The organism is Lacihabitans sp. CCS-44, assembly GCF_024343735.1.
Classification (GTDB): Bacteria; Bacteroidota; Bacteroidia; order Cytophagales; family Spirosomataceae; genus Leadbetterella.
On record NZ_RJUE01000059.1, the window covers coordinates 52,345 to 77,783 of the forward strand.

At 37.4% G+C, this 25,439-nt stretch carries 20 protein-coding genes; 10 read left to right on the forward strand and 10 right to left on the reverse strand.

All coding sequences use genetic code 11. The features are described 5' to 3' along the window. Positions 1-239 precede the first annotated feature (239 nt). The 5 genes from EGI26_RS13570 to EGI26_RS13590 all read left to right on the forward strand — a co-directional run bounded on the left by EGI26_RS13570 (position 240) and on the right by EGI26_RS13590 (position 7,565). Positions 240-3,974 carry a PAS domain S-box protein gene (locus tag EGI26_RS13570; protein ID WP_255079063.1) on the forward strand — a complete coding sequence of 1,245 codons (3,735 nt, stop codon included), beginning with the start codon at positions 240-242 and terminating at the stop codon, positions 3,972-3,974. 79 nt (positions 3,975-4,053) lie between these two features. Next, positions 4,054-4,452 (forward strand): response regulator transcription factor, encoded by a 399-nt coding sequence (locus tag EGI26_RS13575; RefSeq protein WP_255079065.1) that lies wholly within the window; start codon positions 4,054-4,056, stop codon positions 4,450-4,452. Between the two features lie 155 nt (positions 4,453-4,607). Further along, positions 4,608-5,453: a hypothetical protein gene (locus EGI26_RS13580; RefSeq protein WP_255079066.1), complete on the forward strand. Its 846-nt coding sequence runs from the start codon at positions 4,608-4,610 to the stop codon at positions 5,451-5,453. Further along, on the forward strand, positions 5,440-6,867 hold the full coding sequence (locus EGI26_RS13585) for a glycosyltransferase (protein WP_255079067.1): 1,428 nt from the start codon (positions 5,440-5,442) through the stop codon (positions 6,865-6,867). Before EGI26_RS13580 ends, EGI26_RS13585 begins: the two co-directional genes overlap by 14 nt. Before the next feature lie 383 nt (positions 6,868-7,250). Further along, on the forward strand, positions 7,251-7,565 hold the full coding sequence (locus EGI26_RS13590; RefSeq protein WP_255079069.1) for a hypothetical protein: 315 nt from the start codon (positions 7,251-7,253) through the stop codon (positions 7,563-7,565). 136 nt (positions 7,566-7,701) lie between these two features. Here the strand turns inward: EGI26_RS13590 and EGI26_RS13595 are convergent, their stop codons facing one another. Continuing rightward, on the reverse strand, positions 7,702-8,325 hold the full coding sequence (locus tag EGI26_RS13595; protein ID WP_255079071.1) for an FMN-dependent NADH-azoreductase: 624 nt from the start codon (positions 8,323-8,325) through the stop codon (positions 7,702-7,704). Positions 8,326-8,702: 377 nt separating this feature from the next. Here EGI26_RS13595 and EGI26_RS13600 point away from each other — a divergent pair, with 377 nt between their 5' ends. Beyond that, positions 8,703-9,539, forward strand: coding sequence for a protein-glutamine glutaminase family protein (locus EGI26_RS13600; RefSeq protein WP_255079072.1), 837 nt, complete (start codon positions 8,703-8,705; stop codon positions 9,537-9,539). 99 nt (positions 9,540-9,638) lie between these two features. On the opposite strand, the gene EGI26_RS13605 is transcribed toward EGI26_RS13600, so the two are convergent. From EGI26_RS13605 to EGI26_RS13635, 7 genes are all read right to left on the reverse strand, one after another. After that, entirely contained in the window at positions 9,639-10,760 is a 1,122-nt protein-coding gene (locus EGI26_RS13605; protein ID WP_255079074.1) for an ABC transporter permease, read from the reverse strand. Between the two features lie 314 nt (positions 10,761-11,074). Continuing rightward, positions 11,075-12,184, reverse strand: a complete 1,110-nt coding sequence (locus EGI26_RS13610) for an ABC transporter permease (protein WP_255079076.1) — start codon at positions 12,182-12,184, stop codon at positions 11,075-11,077. A gap of 140 nt (positions 12,185-12,324) precedes the next feature. Continuing rightward, positions 12,325-13,068: an ABC transporter ATP-binding protein gene (locus tag EGI26_RS13615; protein ID WP_255079077.1), complete on the reverse strand. Its 744-nt coding sequence runs from the start codon at positions 13,066-13,068 to the stop codon at positions 12,325-12,327. After that, on the reverse strand, positions 13,065-13,994 hold the full coding sequence (locus EGI26_RS13620) for an ABC transporter ATP-binding protein (RefSeq protein WP_255079079.1): 930 nt from the start codon (positions 13,992-13,994) through the stop codon (positions 13,065-13,067). Before EGI26_RS13620 ends, EGI26_RS13615 begins: the two co-directional genes overlap by 4 nt. Position 13,995: 1 nt before the next feature. After that, on the reverse strand, positions 13,996-14,973 hold the full coding sequence (locus EGI26_RS13625; RefSeq protein ID WP_255079081.1) for an HlyD family secretion protein: 978 nt from the start codon (positions 14,971-14,973) through the stop codon (positions 13,996-13,998). A gap of 306 nt (positions 14,974-15,279) precedes the next feature. Further along, positions 15,280-16,551 carry a TolC family protein gene (locus EGI26_RS13630; RefSeq protein WP_255079083.1) on the reverse strand — a complete coding sequence of 424 codons (1,272 nt, stop codon included), beginning with the start codon at positions 16,549-16,551 and terminating at the stop codon, positions 15,280-15,282. Next, the gene (locus tag EGI26_RS13635; protein WP_255079084.1) at positions 16,544-17,146 is read right to left on the reverse strand and encodes a TetR/AcrR family transcriptional regulator; all 603 of its coding nucleotides are present in this window, start codon (positions 17,144-17,146) and stop codon (positions 16,544-16,546) included. Before EGI26_RS13635 ends, EGI26_RS13630 begins: the two co-directional genes overlap by 8 nt. 768 nt (positions 17,147-17,914) lie before the next feature. On the opposite strand from EGI26_RS13635, the gene EGI26_RS13640 reads away from it, so the two are divergent. From EGI26_RS13640 to EGI26_RS13655, 4 genes are all read left to right on the forward strand, one after another. Continuing rightward, positions 17,915-19,135, forward strand: coding sequence for a patatin-like phospholipase family protein (locus EGI26_RS13640; protein ID WP_255079085.1), 1,221 nt, complete (start codon positions 17,915-17,917; stop codon positions 19,133-19,135). Positions 19,136-19,337: 202 nt separating this feature from the next. Further along, the gene (locus tag EGI26_RS13645; RefSeq protein ID WP_255079086.1) at positions 19,338-19,760 is read left to right on the forward strand and encodes a hypothetical protein; all 423 of its coding nucleotides are present in this window, start codon (positions 19,338-19,340) and stop codon (positions 19,758-19,760) included. 405 nt (positions 19,761-20,165) lie between these two features. Continuing rightward, positions 20,166-21,095 carry a hypothetical protein gene (locus tag EGI26_RS13650; RefSeq protein ID WP_255079088.1) on the forward strand — a complete coding sequence of 310 codons (930 nt, stop codon included), beginning with the start codon at positions 20,166-20,168 and terminating at the stop codon, positions 21,093-21,095. 217 nt (positions 21,096-21,312) lie between these two features. Next, positions 21,313-21,489 (forward strand): hypothetical protein, encoded by a 177-nt coding sequence (locus tag EGI26_RS13655; RefSeq protein ID WP_255079089.1) that lies wholly within the window; start codon positions 21,313-21,315, stop codon positions 21,487-21,489. Between the two features lie 681 nt (positions 21,490-22,170). Here EGI26_RS13655 and EGI26_RS13660 read toward each other — a convergent pair. Both EGI26_RS13660 and EGI26_RS13665 read right to left on the reverse strand, forming a co-directional pair. Further along, positions 22,171-22,611: a hypothetical protein gene (locus EGI26_RS13660; protein WP_255079090.1), complete on the reverse strand. Its 441-nt coding sequence runs from the start codon at positions 22,609-22,611 to the stop codon at positions 22,171-22,173. 65 nt (positions 22,612-22,676) lie between these two features. Then, entirely contained in the window at positions 22,677-25,259 is a 2,583-nt protein-coding gene (locus EGI26_RS13665; RefSeq protein ID WP_255079091.1) for a 3-coathanger stack domain-containing protein, read from the reverse strand. Positions 25,260-25,439 lie beyond the last annotated feature (180 nt).

The window sequence follows — 25,439 nt, forward strand, 5'->3', positions numbered from 1 at the left end:
AATTTATTTTCACAAAAAAGAAAACAGTTAAAATGTAGTAAGCTTTATGGAGACGGTTTGCTGAAATGAGAAAACCAAAGCTTTAACAGATGATTTCCTAACCGCGAAATTCTAAAACATTCGAAGAGAATTTAGCAGAAAAAGAACATTTGATAGAGATTTTCCTAATTCTATTTACAAAACAATTTGAAAAAAAAAGAAATATAGTTTTTCAAATTCAAGAAGTTAAGGTCATGACAATGAATAATTTTAATAAATCAAAAACTGAAGTGGAGAGACTAAAAGCGTTGTTGCAATACAACATTTTAGATACTGGCCCTGAAGAGGAGTTTGATAACATTACCAAGCTGGTAGCTTTCATTTGTGAGTCGCCCATAGCGTTGATATCTCTTGTGGACGAAAACAGACAGTGGATAAAGTCTTCGTTTGGTTTTGAACCAAAAGATATTCCAAGAAAAATATCCTTCTGCCAACACACTATATTGGGTGACGAGGTGTATGAAATAGAAGATACCTTAGAAAACACCATTTTTAAGGATCATCCGTTCGTACTCAATGGACCACGGATAAGGTTCTATGCGGGGCATCCACTCACTACACCAGATGGATACAACATTGGAGCTCTTTGTGTAGTGGATAAAATTCCAAAAAAACTCAGCAGCGATCAAAAATTAGCTTTGACTACGCTTTCTAAGCATGTAATGTCCATATTGGAGCTGAGAAACAACAACAAAAATCTCCAAAGCAAGATCGAGGATCTATCAAAAGAGGCTTTAGAGAAAATCACTCTCGAACTGGAAAGCTACAAGCTAGCATTAGACGAAACTTCGGCTGTAATAATAACAGACAAAGAAGGAAATATCATTTTCGTCAACGATGAAACATGCCGTACCTCCAAATACAGCAGGGAGGAATTAATAGGACAACAAAGCACTATTTTTGACTCAGGTTTTCATCCAGACAGTTTCTTTGATGACCTTTGGAAAACTATATTGGCAGGAACTATATGGAAAAACGAAATAAAGAATTTAGCTAAAGACGGCACTTTTTATTGGACAGACACCACCATCGTTCCATTTTTAGATGAGTCAAAAGTGCCAAAGAAATTTGTTTCTATCAAAAGAGACATTACCAAACAAAAGCAGGAGGAAAATAGAATAGACCAATTCTTCAGTCTTTCATTAGATTATTTCTGCGTGGCAAACACCAAAGGCTATTTCGAAAAAATTAGCCCTGTTTTTTCTAGCGAGTTGGGTTATACTAGTGAAGAACTGACATCAAAACCTTTCTTTGAATTTATTCATCCTGATGATGTAGAAAAAACTCAAAGGGAAATCGAAAAACTCGGACAAGGTGTAACTACTATCAACTTCAAGATAAGGTTCATGTGCAAAAACGGAGACTACAAATTGTTGAGTTGGAATGCAACACCAGACAAAGAGAGCGGGGTGCTGTATGCTACTGCCAGGGATATTACAGATAGTCATAAAATACATGACGAAAACCGAAAGTTGTCTTTGGTAGCTAAAGGCACAAACAACATAGTAGTAATAACCGATAAAGAAAGAAACATAGAATGGGTAAATAGAGCTTTTGAAGACCTCACAGGTTATTCACAAGACGAAGTGATAGGAAAAAACCCTGGAAATTTCTTACAATTCAAGAACACTGAAAAAGATACAATTAAAGCTATAAGGAAAGCTATGAATAATCAAGAGACTTTTGTGGGCGAAATTCAAAACATCAGTAAAAGCGGTAGAAAGTATTGGATAGAGTTAAATATCAGTCCAGTGTTTAATGAAAATGGAGAACTATTAAACTTCATTGCCATAGAGTCTGACGTGACAGAAAAAAAGAGAAAAGACGCCAGTATTTCAAATTTGATAGAAACTCAAAACTCTATTTTTAATGGTGTGGGCCATGCGGTAATGTTCTGCAACCCGAACGGTATTATTCAGAGAATAAATCAAGCAGGACTAGACCTTATAGAATACGACGAAGATGAAATAGTGGAAAAAATGAGCCAAATAGATTTCCATGATTTTGGCGAGATTGTCACACGTTCAATGGAGCTTTCTCAAGAACTAGATAAACCCGTGGTACCTGGCTTTGAAACCATTATTGCCAAAACAGATGCCCTTCAGACAATGGATGCCAACGAATGGACCTATATTTCTAAATCAGGCAGAAAAATACCTGTATGGGTAAGTGTTACTTGTATTAAAAACACAGAAGGAATTATACTCGGATATTTTTCTGCGGCAGAAGACTACACCGTAAAAAAACAAGTAGAGCAGAGTTTGATAGAAGCAAAAAACTTGGCTGAGCAAGCAGCACATGCCAAGGACAGTTTCTTGGCAAACATGAGCCATGAGATACGTACACCTTTAAATGCCATCATAGGATTTACAGAGTTATTATCTCAAAACACACTAGATCCTACGCTAAAAGATTATGTAAACAACATAAACACGGCGGGGGCAAACTTGCTATTGATAATCAATGACATACTAGATATATCAAAGATAGAATCTGGCCAATTGGTGATAGAGTCCCATCCACTAAATTTAAAAAGTACGCTCAAACACGTCTACGATCTATTAAAAGTAAAAGCTTTCGAAAAAAACATTGAGTTTAATCTTTTTCTAGACGCCGACATGCCCGAATTCGTGATGGGAGATAAAGGTCGTATCAACCAAATTTTAATGAATTTGGCAGGAAACTCCTTGAAATTTACAGAAAAAGGAGACGTTACTATTTCTGTTAAAAAATTGGCCGAAACAGACAATACCATAAAACTCCGTTTCTCAATAAAAGATACAGGTATCGGTATTCCGGAAAACAAAATCGATTCGATTTTCGAACGATTTACCCAAGCCGAAGCCAGTACTACACGTAGATTTGGAGGAACTGGGCTTGGGCTCAACATTGTAAAACAATTGGTAGAACTACAAAATGGAGAAATCAATGTGATCAGTAAGGTTGGACAAGGCTCAGACTTTTACTTTATCCTAGAGTTTTTGAAAGTAGAAACTCCTCAAAACGAAACCGTAAAAGAAACTATCCATCAAAAAGATGAGTCATTAGGCCAATTATCCATTCTTTTATGCGAAGACAACGAACTGAACCAACATTTGGCTAAGAGAGTAATTGAAAAATTCGGATTTGAGTTAGATATTGCCAACAATGGGAAGGAGGGAATTGATAGGGTGCTTATGAAAAACTACGATCTGATACTCATGGACTTGCAGATGTCTGTCATGGACGGCTACCAGACCACTATTTATATCAGAGAAGTGCTCAAAAAAGACGTCCCGATTATAGCCATGACAGCTCACTCATTGGTAGGTGAGCGACAAAAATGCAAGGATATTGGTATGGATGCCTATGTATCGAAACCATTTAAACAAACCGAACTCTTGGAACAGATAAGAGCGGTTGTTGGCAAACGAAATGAAACAGATGAGACGAAACAAATTTTGAAGGAAGAAGAGGTCTCAAAAGAAGTGGAAACCAAAAAAAACGATACTGAGGCCATAAAAGAAATCGCTGAAGTTCAAAAGGGCACAGAATCAGAAAATTCAACTAAAATAGCTAATAATATGGAAAGTAAAGTCGCAGAATCGTTAATTGATCGTGAGATAGATTTCAGTTATATAGAGGAGCTCTCTGGAGGTGATGAAGATTTTAAGCATGAAATGATAAAACTCTTTATCCAGTCCTTACCAGAGGATTTAGACAAATTAGAAGCGGCACTTATAAACAAAGATGCACCAATGGTTGCAAAGCTGGCCCATCACATGAAGTCTTCCTTGTCGATGTTTAAGTTAGACAAAGAAGTTGAATTTTTGGCCAATGCTGAACAAAATGCAAAAGCCTCCATAGTCAATGATGAAACTTTAGTACAGTTTGGAGATTTTCAAATATCCCTTGTTTATGTGATAGGTATATTAATTGCAATGAATGTCCCCTAGACGAGCCCATTGACAAATCGAACCATCTATATAAACTACTTAAGAACAATGTATTATCGATACTCAAATTATTAAAAAAATGGAAGATATAAGAATTTTATTGGCAGAAGATAATGACATGTTACGAAAATCATTAAACTTCTTTTTAGTACAAAAAGGCTTTAATGTAGATCAGTTTGCTGACGGACAAGAAGCTTTAAACTCTGTTAAGGAAAACAATTATGATCTAATTCTTGTGGATATTAACATCCCAGGCATCAGTGGTATGGAAATTACTCAGCATGTTAGAACACAAATGAATTCGGATATACCTATTATCATCTTTACGTCGTCTAATGTCGAACAGACAGAAATAGATTGTTTTGACATAGGTGCAGATGAGTTTATAGCCAAGCCTATTAGTCCTTTGGTGCTTATAACAAGAATAAATAATCTTTTGAAAAAAAGAAGCCTAAAAAAACAGTTTAACTATAGTTAAATTGATAATAGTAGAACAGGACACATAAGACTGTAGCTCTTCAAGGGAGACGGCCTCTATATACTATGTCCACACAGTATCTATGCAAGATAGTTAAAGTTATCAATCGACAGGCGATTGAAAAAAAGTGTTTTCATAATAAAAATAGAAAAAAAATGGAAGAATTATGGCAATATTATTATAACAAAGATTGGGTAAAACCATTCTTATTGTATTCCATCTATTTCTTTGTATTTGTTTCCATTGCTCTATTCTCGTCCATTATTGTTATAAGGAGATTAAAAATCCGAAATCAAAGACTAGAGGACAGATTTACACCGATAATTGAACACATACTGAGTCAAAACCTGTTTGAAAGTGCTTTTTTTTCAGAGTTTTCAGTCTATGAAAAACTCTTTAGAAATACTGTTTTCAGAAAATTGATGATGGAGTCTATCATTAATCTCCATCAAAACTATGATGGTACTTATGCGGAAAACCTAGAAAATTTTTACATAGATTCGGGTCTTATAAATGACTCCTATAAAAAACTCAATAGCGAAGAGTGGCAAATAAAATGCAAAGGCATTAAAGAATTAGCAGAAATGAACGTTGTGGAAGCTTTTGAGGCATTGGTAAAAATGTCTAAGTCGAGCAACAAGACTCTTACTATAGTGGCCATTAATGCATGCATTAAACTCAATGGCTCTAATGGTATTAGGCACCTATCTCGCCACAAGCACAGCTTCGATTTATGGACCCAGCTCAATATCTTAGACGCTCTAAAACAAGGAAATCTGGCTCAGATTCAAGGATTGGAGTATTTGTTAACATCTCAAAATAACTCTGTGGTGAGCCTTGGCCTAAAGGCTATTTCATCATTAAATCTGTCTGAAAAAACTCAATATGTACAAAAACTCATAGACGAAACCACCAGCGATGATATACTTATAGAAGCTAAAGACGTACTCAACAGACTACTAACTCAGAATAACCAACATTACAAATATGAACTTCAATGAGTTTATTACCATATTCGTAGATATCTACCTGATATTGATATTGCTATATGCAATATTTATCATGAGTTCCTACCTGATATTGTCTTGTTTATCTATAATAGAGCTACGAGGTTACCTGAAAAAAAATAGCTTCGTGAACTACCAAATATTGCTTTCAAGCGAATATGCACCCGCTTTGTCTTTGATAGCACCAGCTTACAATGAAGGCATGACCATTGAAGAAAATGTAAAGTCATTACTTTCATTGAGTTATAACAACTACCAAGTAATAGTAGTAAATGACGGCAGCAAAGACAATTCTATGGAGCTGCTCATTAGCACCTACGACCTCGTTCAGGCCGATATAGACTACGAACCCAAAATAGCAACCAAAAACGTAAAAGCCATCTATCAATCTCGAAATGCCGCATTCAAAAAATTGTTGGTAGTAGACAAGGAAAACGGTGGAAAAGCTGATGCCCTCAATGTGGGTATCAACATAGCCCAAAACCCCTACGTGGTATGTATTGACGTAGATTGTATTCTCGACCGTGACTCTCTTTTAAAACTTGCTAAGCCTTTTATGGAGTCTAACAACAAAAGAGTAATAGCTACAGGAGGTGTGGTAAGAATAGCCAACCAATGTGTAATAAAAGACGGACGACTGATAGAAGTAAATGTCCCCGACAAGCTCCTTCCTAGAATTCAGGTTTTAGAATATCTTAGAGCTTTTCTCTTAGGTAGAATGGCATGGGAAAGACTGGATGGACTTTTGCTCATCAGCGGAGCATTTGGGGCTTTCGATAAAGAAATTGCCATTTTAGCTGGAGGATACAACACCAAAACTGTGGGAGAAGACATGGAGCTGGTAGTGCGGATGCGGAAATATATGCACGAACATGATTTACCTTATACCGTTAGTTTTATACCCGATCCACTTTGCTGGACAGAAGCCCCAGAGAGTTTCTCTATCTTTAAAAAGCAACGCAGCCGCTGGATGCGAGGCACTATAGAAACTCTTTGGACACACCGAAAGATGTTTTTCAATCCCAAATTCAAACTGCTCGGTTTGGTAAGTGTCCCTTACTGGACATTCTTCGAATTCATGGCTCCTTTCATAGAGTTTGTTGGCTTGGTTATAACGATTTATTTCATAACTATGGGAATGGTAAACTGGGATTCATTCGCAATTCTGTTACTTTTTGTTTACTTCTATTCCATCATGTTTTCTGTTTTGGCCTTACTGACAGAGGAATTAACGTACCACAAATATGTTAAAATAAAAGACTATGTTAAGCTGCTTGAAGGAGCTTTTGTAGAGCCGTTTCATTTCCATCTGATGTCAGTATATGCAGCGATGGTAGGCTATTATGAAAAAATTAAAGGTACCCACGGCTGGGGCGAAATGACCCGCAAAGGCTTTAGCAAAAAGTAGTTATTGAAAATTTGCAAATTACTTGACAATGTGGACAGAAAAAACCAGCTTAACATGACAAATTATTTGTGAAACAAAAAAGCAACTAGTCAAAACCAGAAAAGATACATCATGTAATCACAAAATGCACTAGGTCGTAGGCTGTGAAAGCACTACACAGAGAATAGTTTGAATTTCCTATACCGATTCTTTTTAAAAATCCTTTTGGTCCTGAAAATCTGTAAATAGCCTTTTTCTCCATTTTTTTGTTTCCTTTTTTTCATTTCAACCAAAACATTCATTCGATTCGTCATTGTTATCTTTGCTTTTGGCTTCTTTATATTGACTAAATCGTCTGAATATCATCAATATCTTTACCACAAAAATTAGCATTTTTTGCAGATATGACTCGCAATTATGAGTTTTGCAATATGTGGACAAAATACCGCCTCAGAAGAGCCAAGCCAGGCTGGGTGTCTGAAATACAAGAAAAATATGAAGACAATCTGCTTAAAGAATCAAACCAAAAAAACATCAGTGATGAACACGCTAAGATGATGCTGAACTATGGAGATTGGCAGAAAGTAGAAGTAATAGAACCCAATGGCTCAGTAGTAATAGAAATGGTAAAAACTATAGAACCGCTCATGCAACATGGCTGCATACCTATAAGCCTTAGCACTAAAGAACGAACACTACGGAAATTTAAAAAACTCTGATTCTTAAAAGTTCTAATCACAAAGAAACGTTTGAATGGAATTTTTAAATCATATAAAAGAAAGAATACTACCGATACCTAGACAAAATATTTAAAAGTGGCCACATAAAAGTTATGCAGCCACTCTACTTATATGCTCAAATGCTACTGGCTAGTGCAGTTACATTTCCTTTGGCTTTTACCAAACTCGCCTCAGTAAGTGCTGGGGCTATATCCAGTGGCTGAGCATTTATAAAACTGATGTCATAGATGCCTATCATCCCAAATATAGCCCGCAAGTAAGGCTCTTGAAAATCAAACTGATTCATATAAGTACCTTGGCTATAGTCACTTCCACGAGAGGTTACACAAATCATTTTTTTGTTGATTGCCAACCCCGCTACACCCGTCTCAGTAAAGTTGAACAACACACCTGCTTGCATAATAACATCAATATAATGTTTTAATACATAGGGAATAGTGAAGTTCCACATTGGACAGGTAATCAAAAAATAATCATAGGTTAAGAAATTCATTGAAAAACCTAAAATTTCATCCCAATTACTCTTGGAACTTTCATCGACATTGCCCCCACTCATCAGAGCATATTTTGTGGTAGAAGCAGAAAGAGAAACGTCAGGAAGTTTGACTTTAAAGAGGTCAATTTCATCAATCGTTAAATCTTTGTGTTTTTCTTTCAAAGTCAACAAAAACTCTTTAGATATAGACAATGTTCGGGAGGTCTCACCTCGCGGAGAGGCAATAATGTGTAATAGTTTCATTTGCAAAAATTTAAGGGTTACAATTCAAATACAAAAATTCTTTAGCAAATGTGAATCCACGAGCGTAAGTAATTGATTTACATATAAATATAATACATTATATTTAAAAAAACATGTTTAAAAAAAACATTAACAAGTGTCTTAATTCTGACTTGAGATTCCATCAAGTGTATTTTTGACCAGAGGCTATTTCGAAGAATAGATATAAAAAAAATAAATTGTAATTTCCATTAATGAGAAAACCCATTTTGCTCAATTCCACTATTTTTTTATATTAATCTAATACAATTCTAAATTTTCAATGATGGCGACATCAAATATTTTCTAAGTACTTATCTTTATAAATAAATACTTTAAATAGGGCTAAAACCCAAACCATGAATAGCCAACAAGAATATAATCAGTTATTTAACACCAAGCCGTTCATTCCTTACCTGAAGGTAGTTGACTATGAGCAGCGTAAAGAAATTTTCAGTCTTATCGTCAACGAAGACATTGAATACAGATATCTCAATGGCTCTTGTGAAGACCGTACCCATCTTATTTGTTTGATTCTAAAAAAAATCGGAATAGAAGCAGGCAAAATTTGGAATTTCGCCCCAGCCCGTTACACTTTACTTTCCCACGAACTCTTTCAAATCCAAGACCCTTTAGGTATTTCCAACCCACTTTATTGGGGATATCATGTAGCTCCATATATCTTGTCTTATAACCAAAACGGAGACCTTGAGACCTTAATCATAGATTTATCCTTTAATCTGGATGGTTTCTTAAGTATAGCCAGCTGGCAAGGTATGATGAACTGTCCAAGAGCTATTTATCTTTTAACAGATCTCGAAAACTATCAGTTTTATTCTATCGAGAGCTACTCTTTGAGAAGTGCCAAAATTGCCAATAATCCAGTTTATAATATTCCGGCGGTACAACCATCTATAATCACTGGTGATTTTTGGAAACTTACACCTGACGACAAACTCGTACAAAATGGACTGGCTATAAACGACTTAGCTATGTTTATCTTCAATTCAAAAGACCAAATGAGCGACGCCGAAAGAATCTATTTGTCCGAAACCCTAACTAGCATCGACTGGCTCGACGGTTTTGTATTTTGTCCCAGACCTGCTGAAGTTTCAGAAGATCTTCATACCAAGCTTATCCAATTTTACCAAACCAGATTCGATTTTTGGGACAAAAAAATAAAGGAATTGGAGTAATTTTAAAAAGTAAAAAAAACGAATATTAAAACTAAAAAGACAGCAATAATCCATGCTACTTCAATATTCGTTAAATTCAAATTTCGACCATAAAAAAGTTTATGCCATTCGCTTTCTATAATTCAAAATAGCCAAACCATTGAAACCGACGGCAAAAGCTATCAGAATATAAAAATCGTTTTTGAGATCAGAAAATACACTTCCCTTTATATAAATGGCCCTTACGATTTTTATTAAATATGCTGGGGGATTAAAATAAGTCAGAATCTGTGACCAGCGTGGCATACCTTCAATGGGCGTGTAAAGTCCACCCAAAAGTATGAAAACCATCATGGCAAAAAAGGCAAAAAGTGTGGCTTGTTGTTGGGTATCCGAGAAAGTACTGATTAACAAACCAATACCGAGTACACCAAACAAATAAACTGCCGAAAATGCATAAATGGTTAAGAAAGACCCTACAGGTAAAATACGGAAAATCACAAAGGCTACTGTCATTCCCATGGTAATTGAAACCATGCCCAGCACCCAAAAAGGAATCAATTTCCCCAGAATGAATTCGTGTTTTTTAAGTGGTGTAACATTGAGTTGTTCTATTGTTCCGACTTCTTTTTCTGCTACAATGTTGAGGGCAGTCATAAAAGCCCCCACCATGGTAACCAAAACCACCAAAATACCTGGCACCATGAAGAGTGGATATTTATAATATGGATTGTACCAATTGGCCGAAGTTACTTCAATCTGCGGAATTTCGGAATTTCGAGGCATTACTAGCCATTCTTCCCGAATTTCTCTGTTAAAATCACCCACCACTTGAGCCAAATAAGTACTCCCCAAACCTCCACGGATTCCATTTACTGCATCAGCTGCCAGATGAAGTTTGCCAGTATTCTCTTTTATTAAAGTCTTTTCAAAACCTCTAGGAATGGTCAGTATCAAATCCGTTTTGCCGTCTCCAACGGTCTCAAGAGATTTTTTGTAAGATGGAGAATATTCAACCAAATTAAAGTAGGAAGAAGCATCGACTTTCTGAATCAAACGCCTGGAATAAGGCGAATGGTCAAGATCAACAACGCTTACCGTTATGTTTTTTACCTCATAATCAGCCGCCAAGGGCAAAAGAATCAGCTGCAAAATAGGCATAATGATGATCATTCGCAGAATCGTAGGATTCCGGAATATTTGCTTAAACTCTTTTTGAAGTAGAAAAAGTAATTTATTCATAATTTGATATTCATTTAACTTGCCTTCAATCCAAAGAAAATCTATACTTTACTATTATTCTTGCAATTCTTTCCAGCGAAATTTTATATACTTTGTGTCGCCTGCCGGCTGGGCCTTCATTTTTTTTCAAAAAAAAACGAAGCAAAAAAAACTGCACCCAGCAAACTCACACACTCAAAATTCTTTTCACATTTGTGTAAAAAATAGAACCTTTCGTCAGAGAATTTTGATTGTGTTCAAACAGTGCTGGCTGATATAATGAACCATAATTGTTTATTTTTACTCTTAACCGCTTGAACCACCCTTAACAGGCTTTAAACTTCCAAATTAATCTTAAATTTCTTGATGGCCACAGTCAAGAAAAACACCGTCATTGCGACCAAAATCAGCGTTTGCTTTACCACATATTCAAAAGCCAATCCCTTTACCATGATGGCTTTTACTATACTATAATACCACTTGGTGGGTATCAGATTGCTCATGACCTGCAGTGGCAGCGGCATATTTTCTATCGGAAACATAAAACCACTAAAAATCAAGGAAGGCATCAACAGTGCCACCAACGAAATAAACATGGCCACTTGTTGCGAATTCACGTTGACAGATATCAACAAACCCAATGAAAGCGTAGTGATAATAAACAATAAACTCTCCGCCAAAAGCAATACCAAACTGCCCTGAATAGGCATATCGAGAATATAAACGGCCATCAACAAAATGAGGATAATATCCAAAAAACACAAAACCATGTAAGGAACTGCCTTGCTGATTAAAACCATAATCGGCTTCATGGGCGATACCAGTAGAATTTCCATTGTCCCCATTTCTTTTTCTTTTACGATAGAAACAGAGGTCATCATCGCTCCCAAGAGCATCATAATGAGCGTCATCACGCCAGGTACAAAATTATAGGAACTCTTCAACTGCGGATTATAGAGCATTCTGGTCTCCATTTCTATAGCATAAGGCAGCTTTTTATTCTCATTCACCTCATTCTGATAGTCCCTGATGATAGCCGAAGCATAATTTATGGTGATGTTGGCCGTATTGGGGTCAGAGGCATCTGCCACCAACCTTACCTGTTTTTTTTTGTCTTTAGACAGGTCATTTTCGAAGTTTTGAGGAAAAATGAGTACCAATCTAACCTCTCCTTTTCTAAAAACTCCTTCAATCTCATTTTCTGAATGCAGGTATTTGTTTACCGTAAAATATTGGCTTTGGTCTATCCTATCCACCAGCGTTTTGGTAGCAGCGTCTTTTGAGAAATCCAATATCGCAATGTTGGAATTCTTGACCTCACTCGTTAAGGCGAAGCCAAACAAAAGCATCATCACAATCGGAAGGCCAATTAAGATAATCAGACTCCGTTTGTCGCGTATCACATGCCAAAACTCCTTTTTTACAAAGGCAAAAAATACTTTCATTTTTTTCTATTTTACCGCCAGGTCGCTAAGACGCTAGCCTTTCCGCTTTATATTAGAATCCTCTTTGTGGATTTTGTGCCTTCTTTGTGTCTTTTGTGGAATAACTTTTAGTTGATTGCCAATCGAAAGCTTCATTTCCCTCACTCTGACCGTTTTGCTCCACGGGCCAATTGTAAAAACACACCATCCATATTATCTACCTCAAACTGCTTTTTTAGCTCCGAGGGTTTTCCCATGGCAGCTATTGCCCCATCGACCATGATAGACACCCGATCGCAATATTCTGCTTCGTCCATATAGTGGGTTGTGACAAACACCGTAATCCCCTTGGCCGAGGCCTCATAAATCATATCCCAAAATTGGCGACGGGTGATAGGATCTACTCCACCAGTGGGTTCATCAAGAAAAACCACCTTAGGATTGTGCAAAATGGCCACCGAAAAGGATATTTTCTGTTTCCAACCCAATGGCAAAGAACCTACGAGTTTATCTGCTTCTGAACCAAGACTCAGTCTTTGAATCAATTCTTCCGACTTGATTTTCAAACTCTTGCGATCTATTCCATATATTCCTCCGAAAAACGTAATATTCTCTCTAACAGTCAGATTCTCGTAAAGTGAGAATTTCTGACTCATATAGCCGATGTTCTCCTTTATCTGCTCATTTTCTTTGTAAACATCAAATCCCGCAACACTCGCCACACCTGAAGTTGGACTTAATAGCCCACAAAGGATTTTCATGGCAGTCGTTTTTCCTGCACCATTGGCACCCAAAAAACCAAAAATCTCCCCTGCTTTTACATCGAAAGAAATATTTTTAACCGCCACGAAATCGCCAAATCTTCGGGTTAAGTTTTCGGTATGTATAACTATTTCTGACATCATTGGGCGTTTTCGGATTCTAACATGAGTTTTATAAAAGTATCTTCAATGTTGGGTTCAATTGGTTTTATTTCTACCCCTTTGTGCTTTTTGTCAGCTAAATATTTGCTCAAAAAATCCACTTTTTCTGTGCCTGATTTCAACACCACGTGGTTTTCTTCTCCAAAAGCAAAACAAGTGAGCGTATCTTCGTAAGCCCGGATGTCGTTCAAAAGTCGGAAACGCTCCTCCCCTTTTACAGCCAAAAGCAACTGTGTATTTTTTGAGATGATATTCTCCAAAGTATCAATATCCAAGATTTTCCCTTTTTGTATCAAGGCAATTCTGTCGCAACGGCTGGCTTCATCCATGTAGGGTGTCGAGACCAAAATCGTTATTCCCCTTTCTTTTAGCCTATCCAACATATCCCAAAATTCTTTTCTCGAAACGGGATCTACACCTGTGGTGGGTTCGTCCAAAAAAAGCACTTTGGGCTGATGAATCAAAGCACAACACAAGGCCAATTTTTGTTTCATTCCACCTGACAGCTTTCCTGCAAGTCGCTTTTTAAAAGGCTCTATTTGCACATAAATGTCCTCTATCAAATGGAAATTCTCCTCGACGGTAGTATTAAAAACCGTGGCAAAGAAATTCAGATTTTCTTCTATGCTAAGGTCCTGATAAAGAGAAAATTTACCGGGCATATAGCCCACTATTTTTCTGATATCCCAAAGATTTTTGACCACATCTAAGCCTGCCACTGTCGCTTGCCCTTTGTCGGCCACCAACAAAGTGGTCAGAATCCTGAAAAGCGTGGTTTTACCCGCACCGTCAGGTCCAATTAGCCCGAAAAGCTCTCCTGATTTTACCTCCAGACTGATGTTGTCCAGTGCCAAAACCTTCCCCTTTTCATAGGTTTTTGTGATATTATTTATTGAAATACTAGACATATCAAGGCAATTTCACTTCGCCGTACATTCCTATTTTCAAAAATCCATCGTTTTTCACCTTAATTTTGGTGGCATACACCAAGTTGGCTCTTTCGTCTTTGGTTTGGATGGTTTTGGGCGTAAACTCTGCCTTGGACGCTATCCATTCCACCACGCCACTGAGTTCTTTGTACTCGTCTTTGCCTTTATCCACAAATACCTTCACGGTCTGATTGGTCTTGATTTTTGCCAACTGATCGCCTGTGATGTAGGCACGCAAAACCATGTTTTCCATGTCTGCTATTTTATACAAAGGCTTGCCCAAGGCCGTCACTTCGTTGGCCTCTGCAAATTTCACCAAGACCGTTCCCGGGGTAGAATTTACGATGCTGCATCTTTTAATTTGGTCTTCAATCTGAGCCACACGCTCCAGTAAGGGCTTTTTCTCGCTCAATATGCCGCGGTTTTGAATACCCACTTGAGCTTCCTGAGATTTGATTTGTTGTCTCAAAACGCCCACATTGGTTTCCATGGCCGATATTTGCTTTTTCAAAACTTCATATTGCCCTGTCAAATCATCTAGTTGTTTGGTGGGAATGGCATCTGCTTTAACCAAGTTCTGCAAACGACCTTTTTCTTTTTCTAGATTTTTCAATTGTTCTTTTTGAGCAGCTATTTGGGCCACTTGGGCATTGATTTGCTCTTTCAAAATCTGCGTTTGGGGAGAAGCGTCGTTTCGTTTTTCAGAGAGGGCATTCATACTGGCTTCAACTTGAGCTTTTTGCAAACCCAAATTCTGACAATCGATGGTACCGATTAATTGATTAGCCGTAAGCACCGAGCCTTCTTCAACGTTGAAGGTCAGTATTTTACCATTGCTTTCTGATGAGACAATGGTTTCGGTGGCCTCAAATACACCCGTAGCATCAAAAGCCTGATCGCCTGACTTGCAGGCAGATACAAGCGATATGACTAAAATGGAGAAGAATAATTTTTTCATTTTTTATTTATTTTTAAAATATTTTTATTCGATTCGGCCACTTCGGCACTTCGAGACCTAAGGTCGCAATTTCATTTAGATTATCATCTAAATTCATTGTGCTCAGTGACCGAAGGTCAGTGGCCGAAGTTTGGGGAACGAGGCTCAGTAAAAGAAGTTTATTGAGCCATGCTCAGTAAACGAAGCTTAGTATGTCATATTCAGCGACCAAAACTGATTACCTTTTCCTCATTAACCCATTACCAAATTGACTAATTGACACATTGCCTTTTGCCTTTATGCCTCATTGCCTCCCCCAAAAAAACCTCACTTCAAATTCCCCGAAATAATTTTCAAGTTAAACTTCGCCTGAATCAGTTGCACCTCATGTAAAATGCTGTTTTGTTTGGCGATGTCTTCATTGGTCAGTTCGGTCAGAAAGTCGGAGGCGGTTATGATGCCATTGTCTAGCTGAGCTTCAGCGGTTTGTTTGATTTGTTTTCTTATTTCCAAAATCTTGGCATCCGTCGAAACCAAACTTTCGAGCCTTTCAATTTCTTGATTTTGATTGCTCAGCTTGATTTTCGTTGCCAAAATAAAAGACTCCTTTTGGGTATCTATTTTCTGTTGAGAAATCTTTATCTGTTGAATTTCATTGCTCTGCGAACCGCTGTACAAGAAACTCAAGGGCACTTTCAAATTCACTCCGCCAATGAAATATGTCCCAAACGAATTGGCCAAGAAATTCAAGCCGGGCTTTCCATAGCCACCTGTGGCAAAGGCCGATATTTTTGGTAAATTCTTGGCTTTTACCATTTCCTGATTGATATCTAAAACACTTTTCTGGCTTTCTAAAAGCAGCAATTCTGGCCTAGAAATATCCTGAGATGCTGTAGAAACAAAACTTGGAAGCTCAAAAACGGTCGTTTCACCTAATGACTTACCAGTTAAAAGCTCCAAAGCTTCCACTGAGCTCTTCCTTCTTTTTTGGGCATCGGTGAGTAATTGGTTTACTTCCAAACGCTTGGCATCTATGGCCAACAGATTCGACTTTATGGCGGTGCCATTGCTGATGGCCGCCCGCATTTTCTCTGACTTCGACTCCAAATCTTTTTGTAGAATTTGGGCATTTTCTATTTGTTTTTCAGCAAACAAAATCCCGAAATAAAGGCCGCTCACTTGCTCTTTTATTTGGTACAAATCCGTCACCAATTTCTGCTCTTCAGCTTTGGCATTGGCCACTGTCACCTCTTTTTGTTTGGCCAAAACTCCGCCGTCCCAGATATTCTGCACCACATCCAATGTGGCCTTGTACTGGTCTTTGGGAGGCGGCGAAATAGACACATTGGGCAAAGAAATGGGCAAACTTGTCACCTCCGACTGCCAAGTTGCTTGACCTCCAAGGCTAGTTTGAGGCAGATAATTGGAATTGAGCAACCTCACCTGCAGATCGGCCGTTTGTTGAATCAAAGGCAGATTAGCCGCGTTTGGGTGATGGTTTTCTGATAAATCTAGGCATTGTTCAAGTGTAATTTTAGACTGAGCAAATCCAAAATTTACTGCACAATAAAACAATACCATGAGCGAAAATTTATGCATGATTGGTAGGTGTTAAAATAAGTCTGACATAATTCTTGAGTTCGTCTATTCTTTGTTGCATAAGGATCTGAAACTGCTCGTCGTTTATTCCGATCAGTTCTTTCATGGCCGGCCGAGTGAGAAAAGGAAAAATACTCATGCCCATCACGCTTACAGCAAACTGAAACGGATTCACCTCTCTAATTTTACCCGACTGCAGGTCACTAAAAAAGCTTTCGAAGAAAATCTCCTTGATAAAACCAAAGGGCAGTTTTTTGATGAAATGTTTGTCGTCTTTTCTGTTGATGGTAGAAATGACAAAAAACGGCATAAATGGGTATTTGATGAGGATTTGGTAGTATTGTTCAATAAAAAAACAAACCTTATCCGTAAAGCCCTCGTAGGACTTCATTTGCTCGCCAATGGTCGGGAATAACACTTTTACTTTTTCTTCGAAAATCTTCTCAAAGAGCATTTCCTTCGATCTAAAATAATAGTGCAACATGGCTTTGTTGATTTCGGCCCTGTCGGCAATCTCTTGCATACGAGCCCCATCATATCCTTGCTCAATAAAAACCTCCTCGGCAGCCTTAATAATTTTCTCTTCCGTATTCACTACCCAAATAGTTTAACTAAATGATTTAACCAAATGGTTAAATTTTGATCAAATATAAATGATGATTTTAATTTTCAAAAATAAAATTGAGTTAATTTTCAAAAATCAAGTATTTCCAAGAATAACTTTAGCTTGATCTGTCATATAACTACAGGCAAAATACAAGTCCTTTTTACATACTTTGTGTCGGCTGCCGCCTGGGCTTTCATTTTTTTTCGAAAAAAAACGAAACAAAAAAAACCGCACGGCTGCGGCCGACCGTCCACAAACTCACACACGCAAAATTCTTTTCCTCAACTTATAAGAATAAAGATTTCTGTCAAAGAATTTTGATTGTGTTCAAACAGTGCTGGCTGTTATAAGGATCCATTAATTCCATTTAATTCATTTTTCCTATGTTAAATCAAAAAATAATTTCCCTATACTAATTGTTCCTTACATTTTCTGTGCAGTCCGTTGTAAAATTTCGCACCCAAATTTTTCAAACAACGAAAAAAGCCTAAGCGAAATTTTTCAGAGGATCATTTCGGACCGCCGAAGCGGCACAGAAAGTGTTTTTTTTGATTCTTTTTTTTCAAAAAAAAGAATGCCCGCCTGGCAAGGCACGCAAGTGATTCCTAAACGACTATGATAATCAGAACTCTAAAATTCTTCACTAAACCAAAATCTGCATGCACATTCTACTCATTTCCTCAAGTATTTACACCTGATTTACAAGTACTTAATTGCTTTTCCAAGAAAACCATTTTATCTTCAAAACAAAAAGCCATGAATATAAAAGACTTCACCGAAGACCCTGAGGTACTGCAATTGATAGCCAAAATTCAAGCTAAAAACCCGAAAGTATCAGATACAGAAGACAACCAAGGCAACCAATATGTAGACATCGTGATGGAAGGCGGTGGTGTGTTGGGCATTGCATTGGTGGGCTATACTTATGCTCTGGAGCAAGCCAAAATTAAGTTTTGCAGCTTAGCCGGCACCTCTGCTGGGGCCATAAACGCCATGATGTTGGCCAGCGTGAAACCCACAAAATACACTACCATCTCGGAAGAATTGATCGATATCATCAGCAACAAAAACTTCTTTGACTTTGTAGATGGTGAGCCATATGTAAAGAAAATCATCAAGGACGTACTGAGCGACCAACCGATGATATGGGTGGGGATAAAAAACCTTTTCAATTTGGGTAAACTTCTCCGACTGATTAGAGAAGAACTGGGCCTAAACGAAGGCAAAAACTTTGAAGATTGGATAAAAAACATTCTCGACACCCACCAGATACACAGCACCAGCGACTTACAAAACCATAGAAATACGGTGGCCAGTCAATTGAAACTCAAAGAAGGTGTTACGGGCAATACCGTATTCAGTTCCAAAATAGCCATTATCGCCTCTGATGTGACTACTCAGACCAAAGTGGAATTTCCGCTGCACAAAGAGCTGTATTTTAAGAATTCCGACGAGGTTTCTCCCTCCAAATATGTGCGGGCCACGATGTCCATTCCGCTGTTTTTCAAGCCATTCACGGTGCAGAATTTACCTGAAAATCAGAGTGAACTTTGGAAAGAATGTGTTGGTTATGAAGGCGAAATACCCAAGAAAATCAATTTTGTGGATGGCGGCACGCTGTCCAACTTCCCCATCAATGTATTTCACCTGAGTGCGGGTGTGCCACGCAAACCTACCTTTGGCGTAAGGCTGGGCAAAGACCGCCAAAAATTCAACAGCATAAAAACCTTCCTGAAGTATTTCTTTGCCATATTTAACACCATGCGGTACCTCCACGACTACGATTTTCTACTGAAAAACCGCGACTACAAACACCTGATAGGCATGATAGACAACGACGGACACAATTGGCTCAACTTCGACATCACCGACGAAGAAAAACTCGACCTTTTCAAAAGAGGCGTTCGTGCCGCCGCGGATTTCTTAGATAAATTTGATTGGGAGGCGTATAAGAAGTTGAGAGGGACTTTGGGGTGAATAAGATTGCCCATTTGAACAAATTATGTCAAGCTTTTAATTCATTTGGGTTCTTAAATTCAAAAAAAAATTATTATTTTCCTTAAATTTGAACTCATTTTTTTTAACAATGATTTTTTTTACAATTCATACTTTTCACCAAAGTTTTCAAACAATAAAAAACTAAATTTACAGTAAACTTGAGCTACAAATGCAAATAAATATGAAAATAAAATTCAGAGGCTTATTTATAATTCAATTTCTCTTAATATTTTTTAGCTGTAACTCTTCTGAAAAATATGTAGAAATTTCTGAAATTCCTGCAATTTATCGTGGGGAATATGTGCTAATCGCTAATGGTTTAGATAAACTAATCATTTCAAGTCAGAATATTCAACTAATAGATAGAAATGAAAAGAACTATAATTACAATTGTAAAAATGGAATTCAAAAAAAAGTTTCATCATATAATTCAGACTACCATGTCCCAATTGAAGTAGTCCCGAATAATCCAGATAACGATAAACAATATTTTCATTTTTCCTTAAAGAAGGAGAACAAACATCTTCTGCTAATTGAATATTTACCAACCGGTTTTAACGATGAAACTGGTTCATTTGATTATGAATATTTAAAAATAAACTAAAATCAATATTTGCTAAACAAATTTAATTCTTAATTGAATCAATTGCCTACGAAAAAAAGAATTCAGGTTCTAAAGTATTCGCTAATTTTGGAGAATCAAGTTAGTTTAAAATTTCGTCTGATAAGTGTCTCCGCTTAGGGGACTCTGAACTTTACTTAAATGCCAAACTCATTCCAAAAAGCACAAATCAATAAAGTTTCATAAAATCAAATCAAAATCTTAATTTCGTAATAATAAGAGACCAGACGGTATGCTAAACTAAAAAACAGTAACCGACTACAAATAGCCATGGACAGATATATCACTAAAAATCAATTATTTGAGACAAAATAAGCATTCCCAAAAAATGGTTATTTGCCACATTTAGCAAACACAAATATAGGGCACAATTACAAACAGAATAAAATGATAGATAAACTTAATGAATTAAAATCAAGAGCAGAAAACCTTCGATATAATGACGAAAAGGAACTTGATGATATAGTTAGAAAAACAATAATGTATGTTGACCAAATTTTTCCAATGAAACCAACATATCAATCTGATGTTAAATTGATTAAGTTTAAGCCTTCATTTTATGTAAGTGGAATGGGAGAACAACCTTACAGAGACTCTTGGAATTCAGGCCAGCAAAAACTAATTAATTTTTTAGATACTAGAATAGAGGAAAAAGAGTTGGAATTGAAAACTACAACTAAAATCGAACAGAAATACCTAGAACCAAGAATTGTTGAAAAAATCGTAACGGTTCAAGACAACGCAAGGATAGAAGACTTAATTCAGGAAAACACCGAATTAAGAAAAAGCAAAAGTCTTTGGAATAGGATTAATTGGGCCATATTTATTCCGAGTATTCTAACTGCTCTTGGTGGTGCTTTTGTTCTTGGTATTTATATTGGTAAGGCACAATTTGACACAGAAAAGCTTGAATTGTTTCAGAAAAATCAAATTCTAGAAAATCGAAATGATAGTTTAAATAAAGAAGCTGATATCTCCAATATCAAAATCCAGAATCTCACCAAACTAATTCCAGAAGACTTTGTGCCGAAACAATTATTCCCGTTAAAAATTCAAATTTCATTTTCCTCGCCTACTTCCATTTTTGACGGAGAAATTTTAGTAAGTGCTAAGAAAGAGTTTGACGACATAGTGTTATTGGAATTTAAAGGAATAAATGGTTTATCGGCAGATTTATCAAAACCTTATGACTCTTTGAATATTCAAGTTAAAGAAGGCGATAGATTTTATCTGAAATCAGAAAGTAAAATGATCTATGTAATTAATGTTTTATCAACGACTATAAGCTGTGATATTGAAATAATGGAAAAAAAATAACAGTCTCAAAAAGCCGATTTTCGTCCGTTTCGTCCGTTCAGAGTCTCCCTTTAGGGGACTCTGAACTTCACTCAAATGCCAAATACTTTTCTAAAAGCAGCACGCAGAGTCCCTGACGGAGACTCTGCTGAAACATAAGTTTAACATTGAAAATAGATATAGCCGCAATCACCAAGGTAAGTTGCCTAAAAACTAATACTACAATAAATAAAGAAAAATGAATAAAAAAATAAAAATTATAGGTTCGGCCTTACTCTGTATGCTAGGTTGGTTAATGGGTGGCATAGGCTTTGCCGAACCATTACCATATGGTTTAAATACACTTTTTTTTATTTTAGGCATTTTGTTAATGCCTTTGGGTTTCGTTTTATTCATTGTTTATTTAAAAAAATAAACTTTACTTTCGTCCGTTCAGAGTCTCCCTTTAGGAGACTCTGAACTTCACTCAAATGCCAAACCTATTCCCAAAAGCACCTCGCAGAGTCCCTTACGGAGACTCTGCTAAAACCAATCGATTCTAAAAACTAAACATACATAAAAATGATCGAAAAATTCTTAAAGGCAAAACATTGGCAATTATTCTTAATGACATTCGGAATTCCAATGATATTTCAATTCGTTATGATGGGATCCATCTTTACAAATTGGGAAAGTGGTTATAATCCTGATCCTTCATTCATGTTGAACTACATGAAGGTTTTTCCGATAATGATGGTTATATTCATGGGCGTTTTCTTCGGTTGGTTTTGGTCAGTCGCCATTGGACTCCAGTCCAAAATACCGGAAGGTGTTAAAATGAAAGTGAAAAAATTCAAAATATTCTTTTTTTCACCCTTAATCTATTTTCTTCTCATTTTAGGGTTCATTATAATAACGATGAATGGAAGTGAACCGAACTTGGCTATTTTCGCAGTAATAGTCCCACTTCATTTATTCTCCAGCTGTGCTTAGTCTTCAGACTAAGCACGAGTGTTAAACGGTCTTCAGACCGATAGATAAAATTTCACTGCTGTGTCTTATCCAATAGTTATTATAAACTCATTCTTAACTTTTAATCCACTTAAAACCCAAGATTCTACTTAATATTCTTCTCCACAAACAAACTAACTTCCACTACTTGGTTTTGCGAAAGGCTGATGGTTTTGGTAAGAATGTTTTTCTCCGAAGCTTCTAAAATCGCTGAACCATCTTTTTTCAGCACTTGCACCTTATATTCTCCGCTTGGAATTTCAAACGAAAAAGCACCAGTTTTATCCAACATCTTCTCTTGCGTGGTGGCTTTTTCGGTGTTTTTTGTGGGGCTTACCACCACTTTATATTCACTATATAGGACATTAAGCTCGACATCTGACAAACCACAGGGATTGTCTCTATTGGGTTCTGTACCAGCAGGAATCGTCCCGCAAAGTGGCCCCACGGTCAGCTTCCCTTTTACAATGCCAAAGGCATTGATATCGAGTTGTTCACAATTCAAAAAAAAGAAACTAAGTACTACGAACAAAAGCTTTGTTTTCATTTTGGTATATATTTGTTTCTTATCATCATGACGCTCAATTACGCTAAATGGTTGGGAATATAGTTTTAATTGTCGCAACCTGTGATGTAAGCATAAAAAACAGCTCCTGCATCTACCTTAAATCCTGCAGAACCATCTGTAGGATTCGTGGGTAATAGGGTTATGGAGTTGGCCGCTTTCATGGTGACATTTGCTGAACCCGATATTTGGTTGGTTGCCGAAATCGTCTGCGTTTTATCAAAAATGGTCGTTCCCGAGGTTTTATTGTCGTAAGGAGCCACCAATGTCATCACAGTTTGACACGGATTGGCTTGATTCAGCTGTGTAGTAAAGACCCCTCTTCCATGGGTAGCAACCACCACGGTGTGGTCGGCGGAGCGGTACCGGAGTTGATCGCAACTTACATGTGCTAGTTTTGCATTTGTAGGAGCCCATTGAGGATTCCCTAAGGTAATATTGCTAGTAGTCCAAACTCCCAAACTGGTGGCCAGCAATACTTGTTGACGATTTAATGGATTGAATAAGGCATAGCGGATAGGAATATTGGGCAAACCGTAGGTTGCTTCATCCTTACTTATCCAAGTAATCCCGCCATTGTTGGTATAAAAAACCGATTTCACATTGAAGTTTGAACAGGTTACGAGCAGTTCATTGTCGTTAGCCCCTATTTCAATACAAGAAATAAATCCAGCAGCAGTGCCAAGTGTACTCATATCCATTACCAAAACAGGAGCAGGAGCACTTGTGGGCAAACCCGCAGTAGGTATGTTAGAGAGTTTATAAACCTTCCCGCTACGGGTGCCGAAAAATACCGTGTTGGCACCATACGCCACTTTTATGAAAGATACTGAGAATTGGCCCGGAAAATTAAAGTAATTGTAAACTCCCCCAAGAGGTGAAGCGGTTATCACCGACCGAGAAAGGTAGGTTGAATCAAAGTCATCATAACCCTCATAAGTATACAAAATATTATTTTGCGAGTCATAGTCTGCCGGATTCACAAAAGAACCATAGTTATTATCTACAACGGTAACATTGGTATTGAGTGACTCATTGTGTAGCTGAAACCAATTGTACTGTGTGGCATGTATCTGTATGGTGGGTTCGTTTTGATCGATAAAGGAACTCATACCGTCGCAACAATCTTCTACATAAGCAGCCGAGCCGATCACGCCGGAGGCAGTTGTAATTTTGTGGGTACCGTTGTCTTGTGCAGAAGTTAATACATAGCCATCATCGGCAATATTTTTTATGGCTGCTGAGTAGTATTGGGTTACATTATAATCTTTATTTCTTACAGAGAAACTTACGGAATTATTATTTGTAATGGTCGAATTTCCCCAATTGGAAGAATAATAGACTCCGCCGTCATTGCCTGCTATGGCCTCATTCGGGAAACCCGGCCTAAAAACAAAAGCATGGTGGTCGGGATGCATGGGTGATCCGTAACTAAAAGCACTCCAAGCTACCGTAGGTTCCGTAGCGTTCAATGTTCGAGCATGAGTAGCACCACCCATAAAAACTAGGTCGGGATTGGTTGGATGCACAGCCAATATAAGATCATACCAAGCCTGACCGTTGGTGATATCCCCTGTTGTTCCACCACCTGTTGGTTTGGTGATATCTGTCCAGGTAGTACCGCCGTCAATAGACCTTTTCATAAAGTTTATGCGGTCGTCAATGTTACTTTGATTTGCTGCATACATTATTTGTGCGGCCCCTGAAGTGCTGGGAGCCAAAGCAAGCTCTGTTCTACCTCCATCAAAGGCAAACAAATTGACCGTCCATGACGTACCATCATTGCTAATATTGTTGGTTTTAAATATTGCGGAGTCAGTAATATCAAAGAGACCATACGCTGCATAAACTACATTATCAGAACCAATTTCTAAATCTGAAACGAAAGCCGAATAATTTCCACTTGATGAAATAGGTGCAGCAGCTGTCCAGGTGGTGCCCCCATTAGAAGAATACCAAACTCCAGCCTTGGTAGCAGCAAATACCCTGCCTGAGGAATTTACAACGATTTTTTGAACAGCCTGAAAAGCAAAAGTTTGCCCTGAGGTCACAGAAAAATTAGGCAAAGTACTGCTTAGCCTTTTCCAAGTAATTCCGCCATCTGTTGTTTTCCAAATACCTCCACCTTGCACAGCATCACCATTAAAATACCCTTCCCCTGTGCCGACATAAAAAACCTGGGTATTAGATGGGTCATAAGCGATGCAAGAAATAGCCAAATTATCCCAGAAATCAGATACCTTTTGCCACGAAGTACCAGAAAGTGTAATGTCATTATTAAACCATAGACCTCCTGCCACACCTCCAGCCCAAACTTTCTTTTTGGTAGCGTCATTGGGATCAAAAAGTAGAGCTCTTGTTCTACCGCCAATATTACTTGGCCCTCTCTCCTTCCATTCTATTCCAGGAATCTGAGCCATTACCGAGAAATAATTATCCATTAAACCTCTTGCTTTTTCAAGCTCATTGTAAGGAATTTTTCCTGTTAGCGGGTCCATAGTTTTCATCATTTCAAAGCTAAACCTCTCACCAGGATTATCTATATCTGAATTTCGAACCTCAGACCGATTTTGCGAGAAACTCAAATAAGAAATTAACACGTAAAGAATTGAATGTAAAATAATTTTCATGATTTAAGAGGATTAAATAGTTGGTACAATCAAGCAGTACCCATTTATAAGCAGTAAAATTGAAAGAACCTTTAAGTAACAAGAAATTAAACGATCGAATTTTATTTAACGGCTAAATTTGAATAATCACCTTATCCTTAGTCTGAAGACTAGGCAGCAATGGTGTTCAATAGACTTCAG

What these genes read in the sequence shown, in the direction of transcription:
- EGI26_RS13590 (WP_255079069.1), top strand. Translation starts at nt 7,251, where the DNA reads ATGACTCGCAATTATGAGTTTTGCAATATGTGGACAAAATACCGCCTC.
- EGI26_RS13645 (WP_255079086.1), top strand. Translation starts at nt 19,338, where the DNA reads ATGAAAATAAAATTCAGAGGCTTATTTATAATTCAATTTCTCTTAATA.
- EGI26_RS13605 (WP_255079074.1), bottom strand. Translation starts at nt 10,760, where the DNA reads ATGAATAAATTACTTTTTCTACTTCAAAAAGAGTTTAAGCAAATATTC.
- EGI26_RS13650 (WP_255079088.1), top strand. Translation starts at nt 20,166, where the DNA reads ATGATAGATAAACTTAATGAATTAAAATCAAGAGCAGAAAACCTTCGA.
- EGI26_RS13600 (WP_255079072.1), top strand. Translation starts at nt 8,703, where the DNA reads ATGAATAGCCAACAAGAATATAATCAGTTATTTAACACCAAGCCGTTC.
- EGI26_RS13615 (WP_255079077.1), bottom strand. Translation starts at nt 13,068, where the DNA reads ATGATGTCAGAAATAGTTATACATACCGAAAACTTAACCCGAAGATTT.
- EGI26_RS13660 (WP_255079090.1), bottom strand. Translation starts at nt 22,611, where the DNA reads ATGAAAACAAAGCTTTTGTTCGTAGTACTTAGTTTCTTTTTTTTGAAT.
- EGI26_RS13655 (WP_255079089.1), top strand. Translation starts at nt 21,313, where the DNA reads ATGAATAAAAAAATAAAAATTATAGGTTCGGCCTTACTCTGTATGCTA.
- EGI26_RS13570 (WP_255079063.1), top strand. Translation starts at nt 240, where the DNA reads ATGAATAATTTTAATAAATCAAAAACTGAAGTGGAGAGACTAAAAGCG.
- EGI26_RS13630 (WP_255079083.1), bottom strand. Translation starts at nt 16,551, where the DNA reads ATGCATAAATTTTCGCTCATGGTATTGTTTTATTGTGCAGTAAATTTT.
- EGI26_RS13585 (WP_255079067.1), top strand. Translation starts at nt 5,440, where the DNA reads ATGAACTTCAATGAGTTTATTACCATATTCGTAGATATCTACCTGATA.
- EGI26_RS13595 (WP_255079071.1), bottom strand. Translation starts at nt 8,325, where the DNA reads ATGAAACTATTACACATTATTGCCTCTCCGCGAGGTGAGACCTCCCGA.
- EGI26_RS13580 (WP_255079066.1), top strand. Translation starts at nt 4,608, where the DNA reads ATGGAAGAATTATGGCAATATTATTATAACAAAGATTGGGTAAAACCA.
- EGI26_RS13625 (WP_255079081.1), bottom strand. Translation starts at nt 14,973, where the DNA reads ATGAAAAAATTATTCTTCTCCATTTTAGTCATATCGCTTGTATCTGCC.
- EGI26_RS13575 (WP_255079065.1), top strand. Translation starts at nt 4,054, where the DNA reads ATGGAAGATATAAGAATTTTATTGGCAGAAGATAATGACATGTTACGA.
- EGI26_RS13640 (WP_255079085.1), top strand. Translation starts at nt 17,915, where the DNA reads ATGAATATAAAAGACTTCACCGAAGACCCTGAGGTACTGCAATTGATA.
- EGI26_RS13610 (WP_255079076.1), bottom strand. Translation starts at nt 12,184, where the DNA reads ATGAAAGTATTTTTTGCCTTTGTAAAAAAGGAGTTTTGGCATGTGATA.
- EGI26_RS13665 (WP_255079091.1), bottom strand. Translation starts at nt 25,259, where the DNA reads ATGAAAATTATTTTACATTCAATTCTTTACGTGTTAATTTCTTATTTG.
- EGI26_RS13620 (WP_255079079.1), bottom strand. Translation starts at nt 13,994, where the DNA reads ATGTCTAGTATTTCAATAAATAATATCACAAAAACCTATGAAAAGGGG.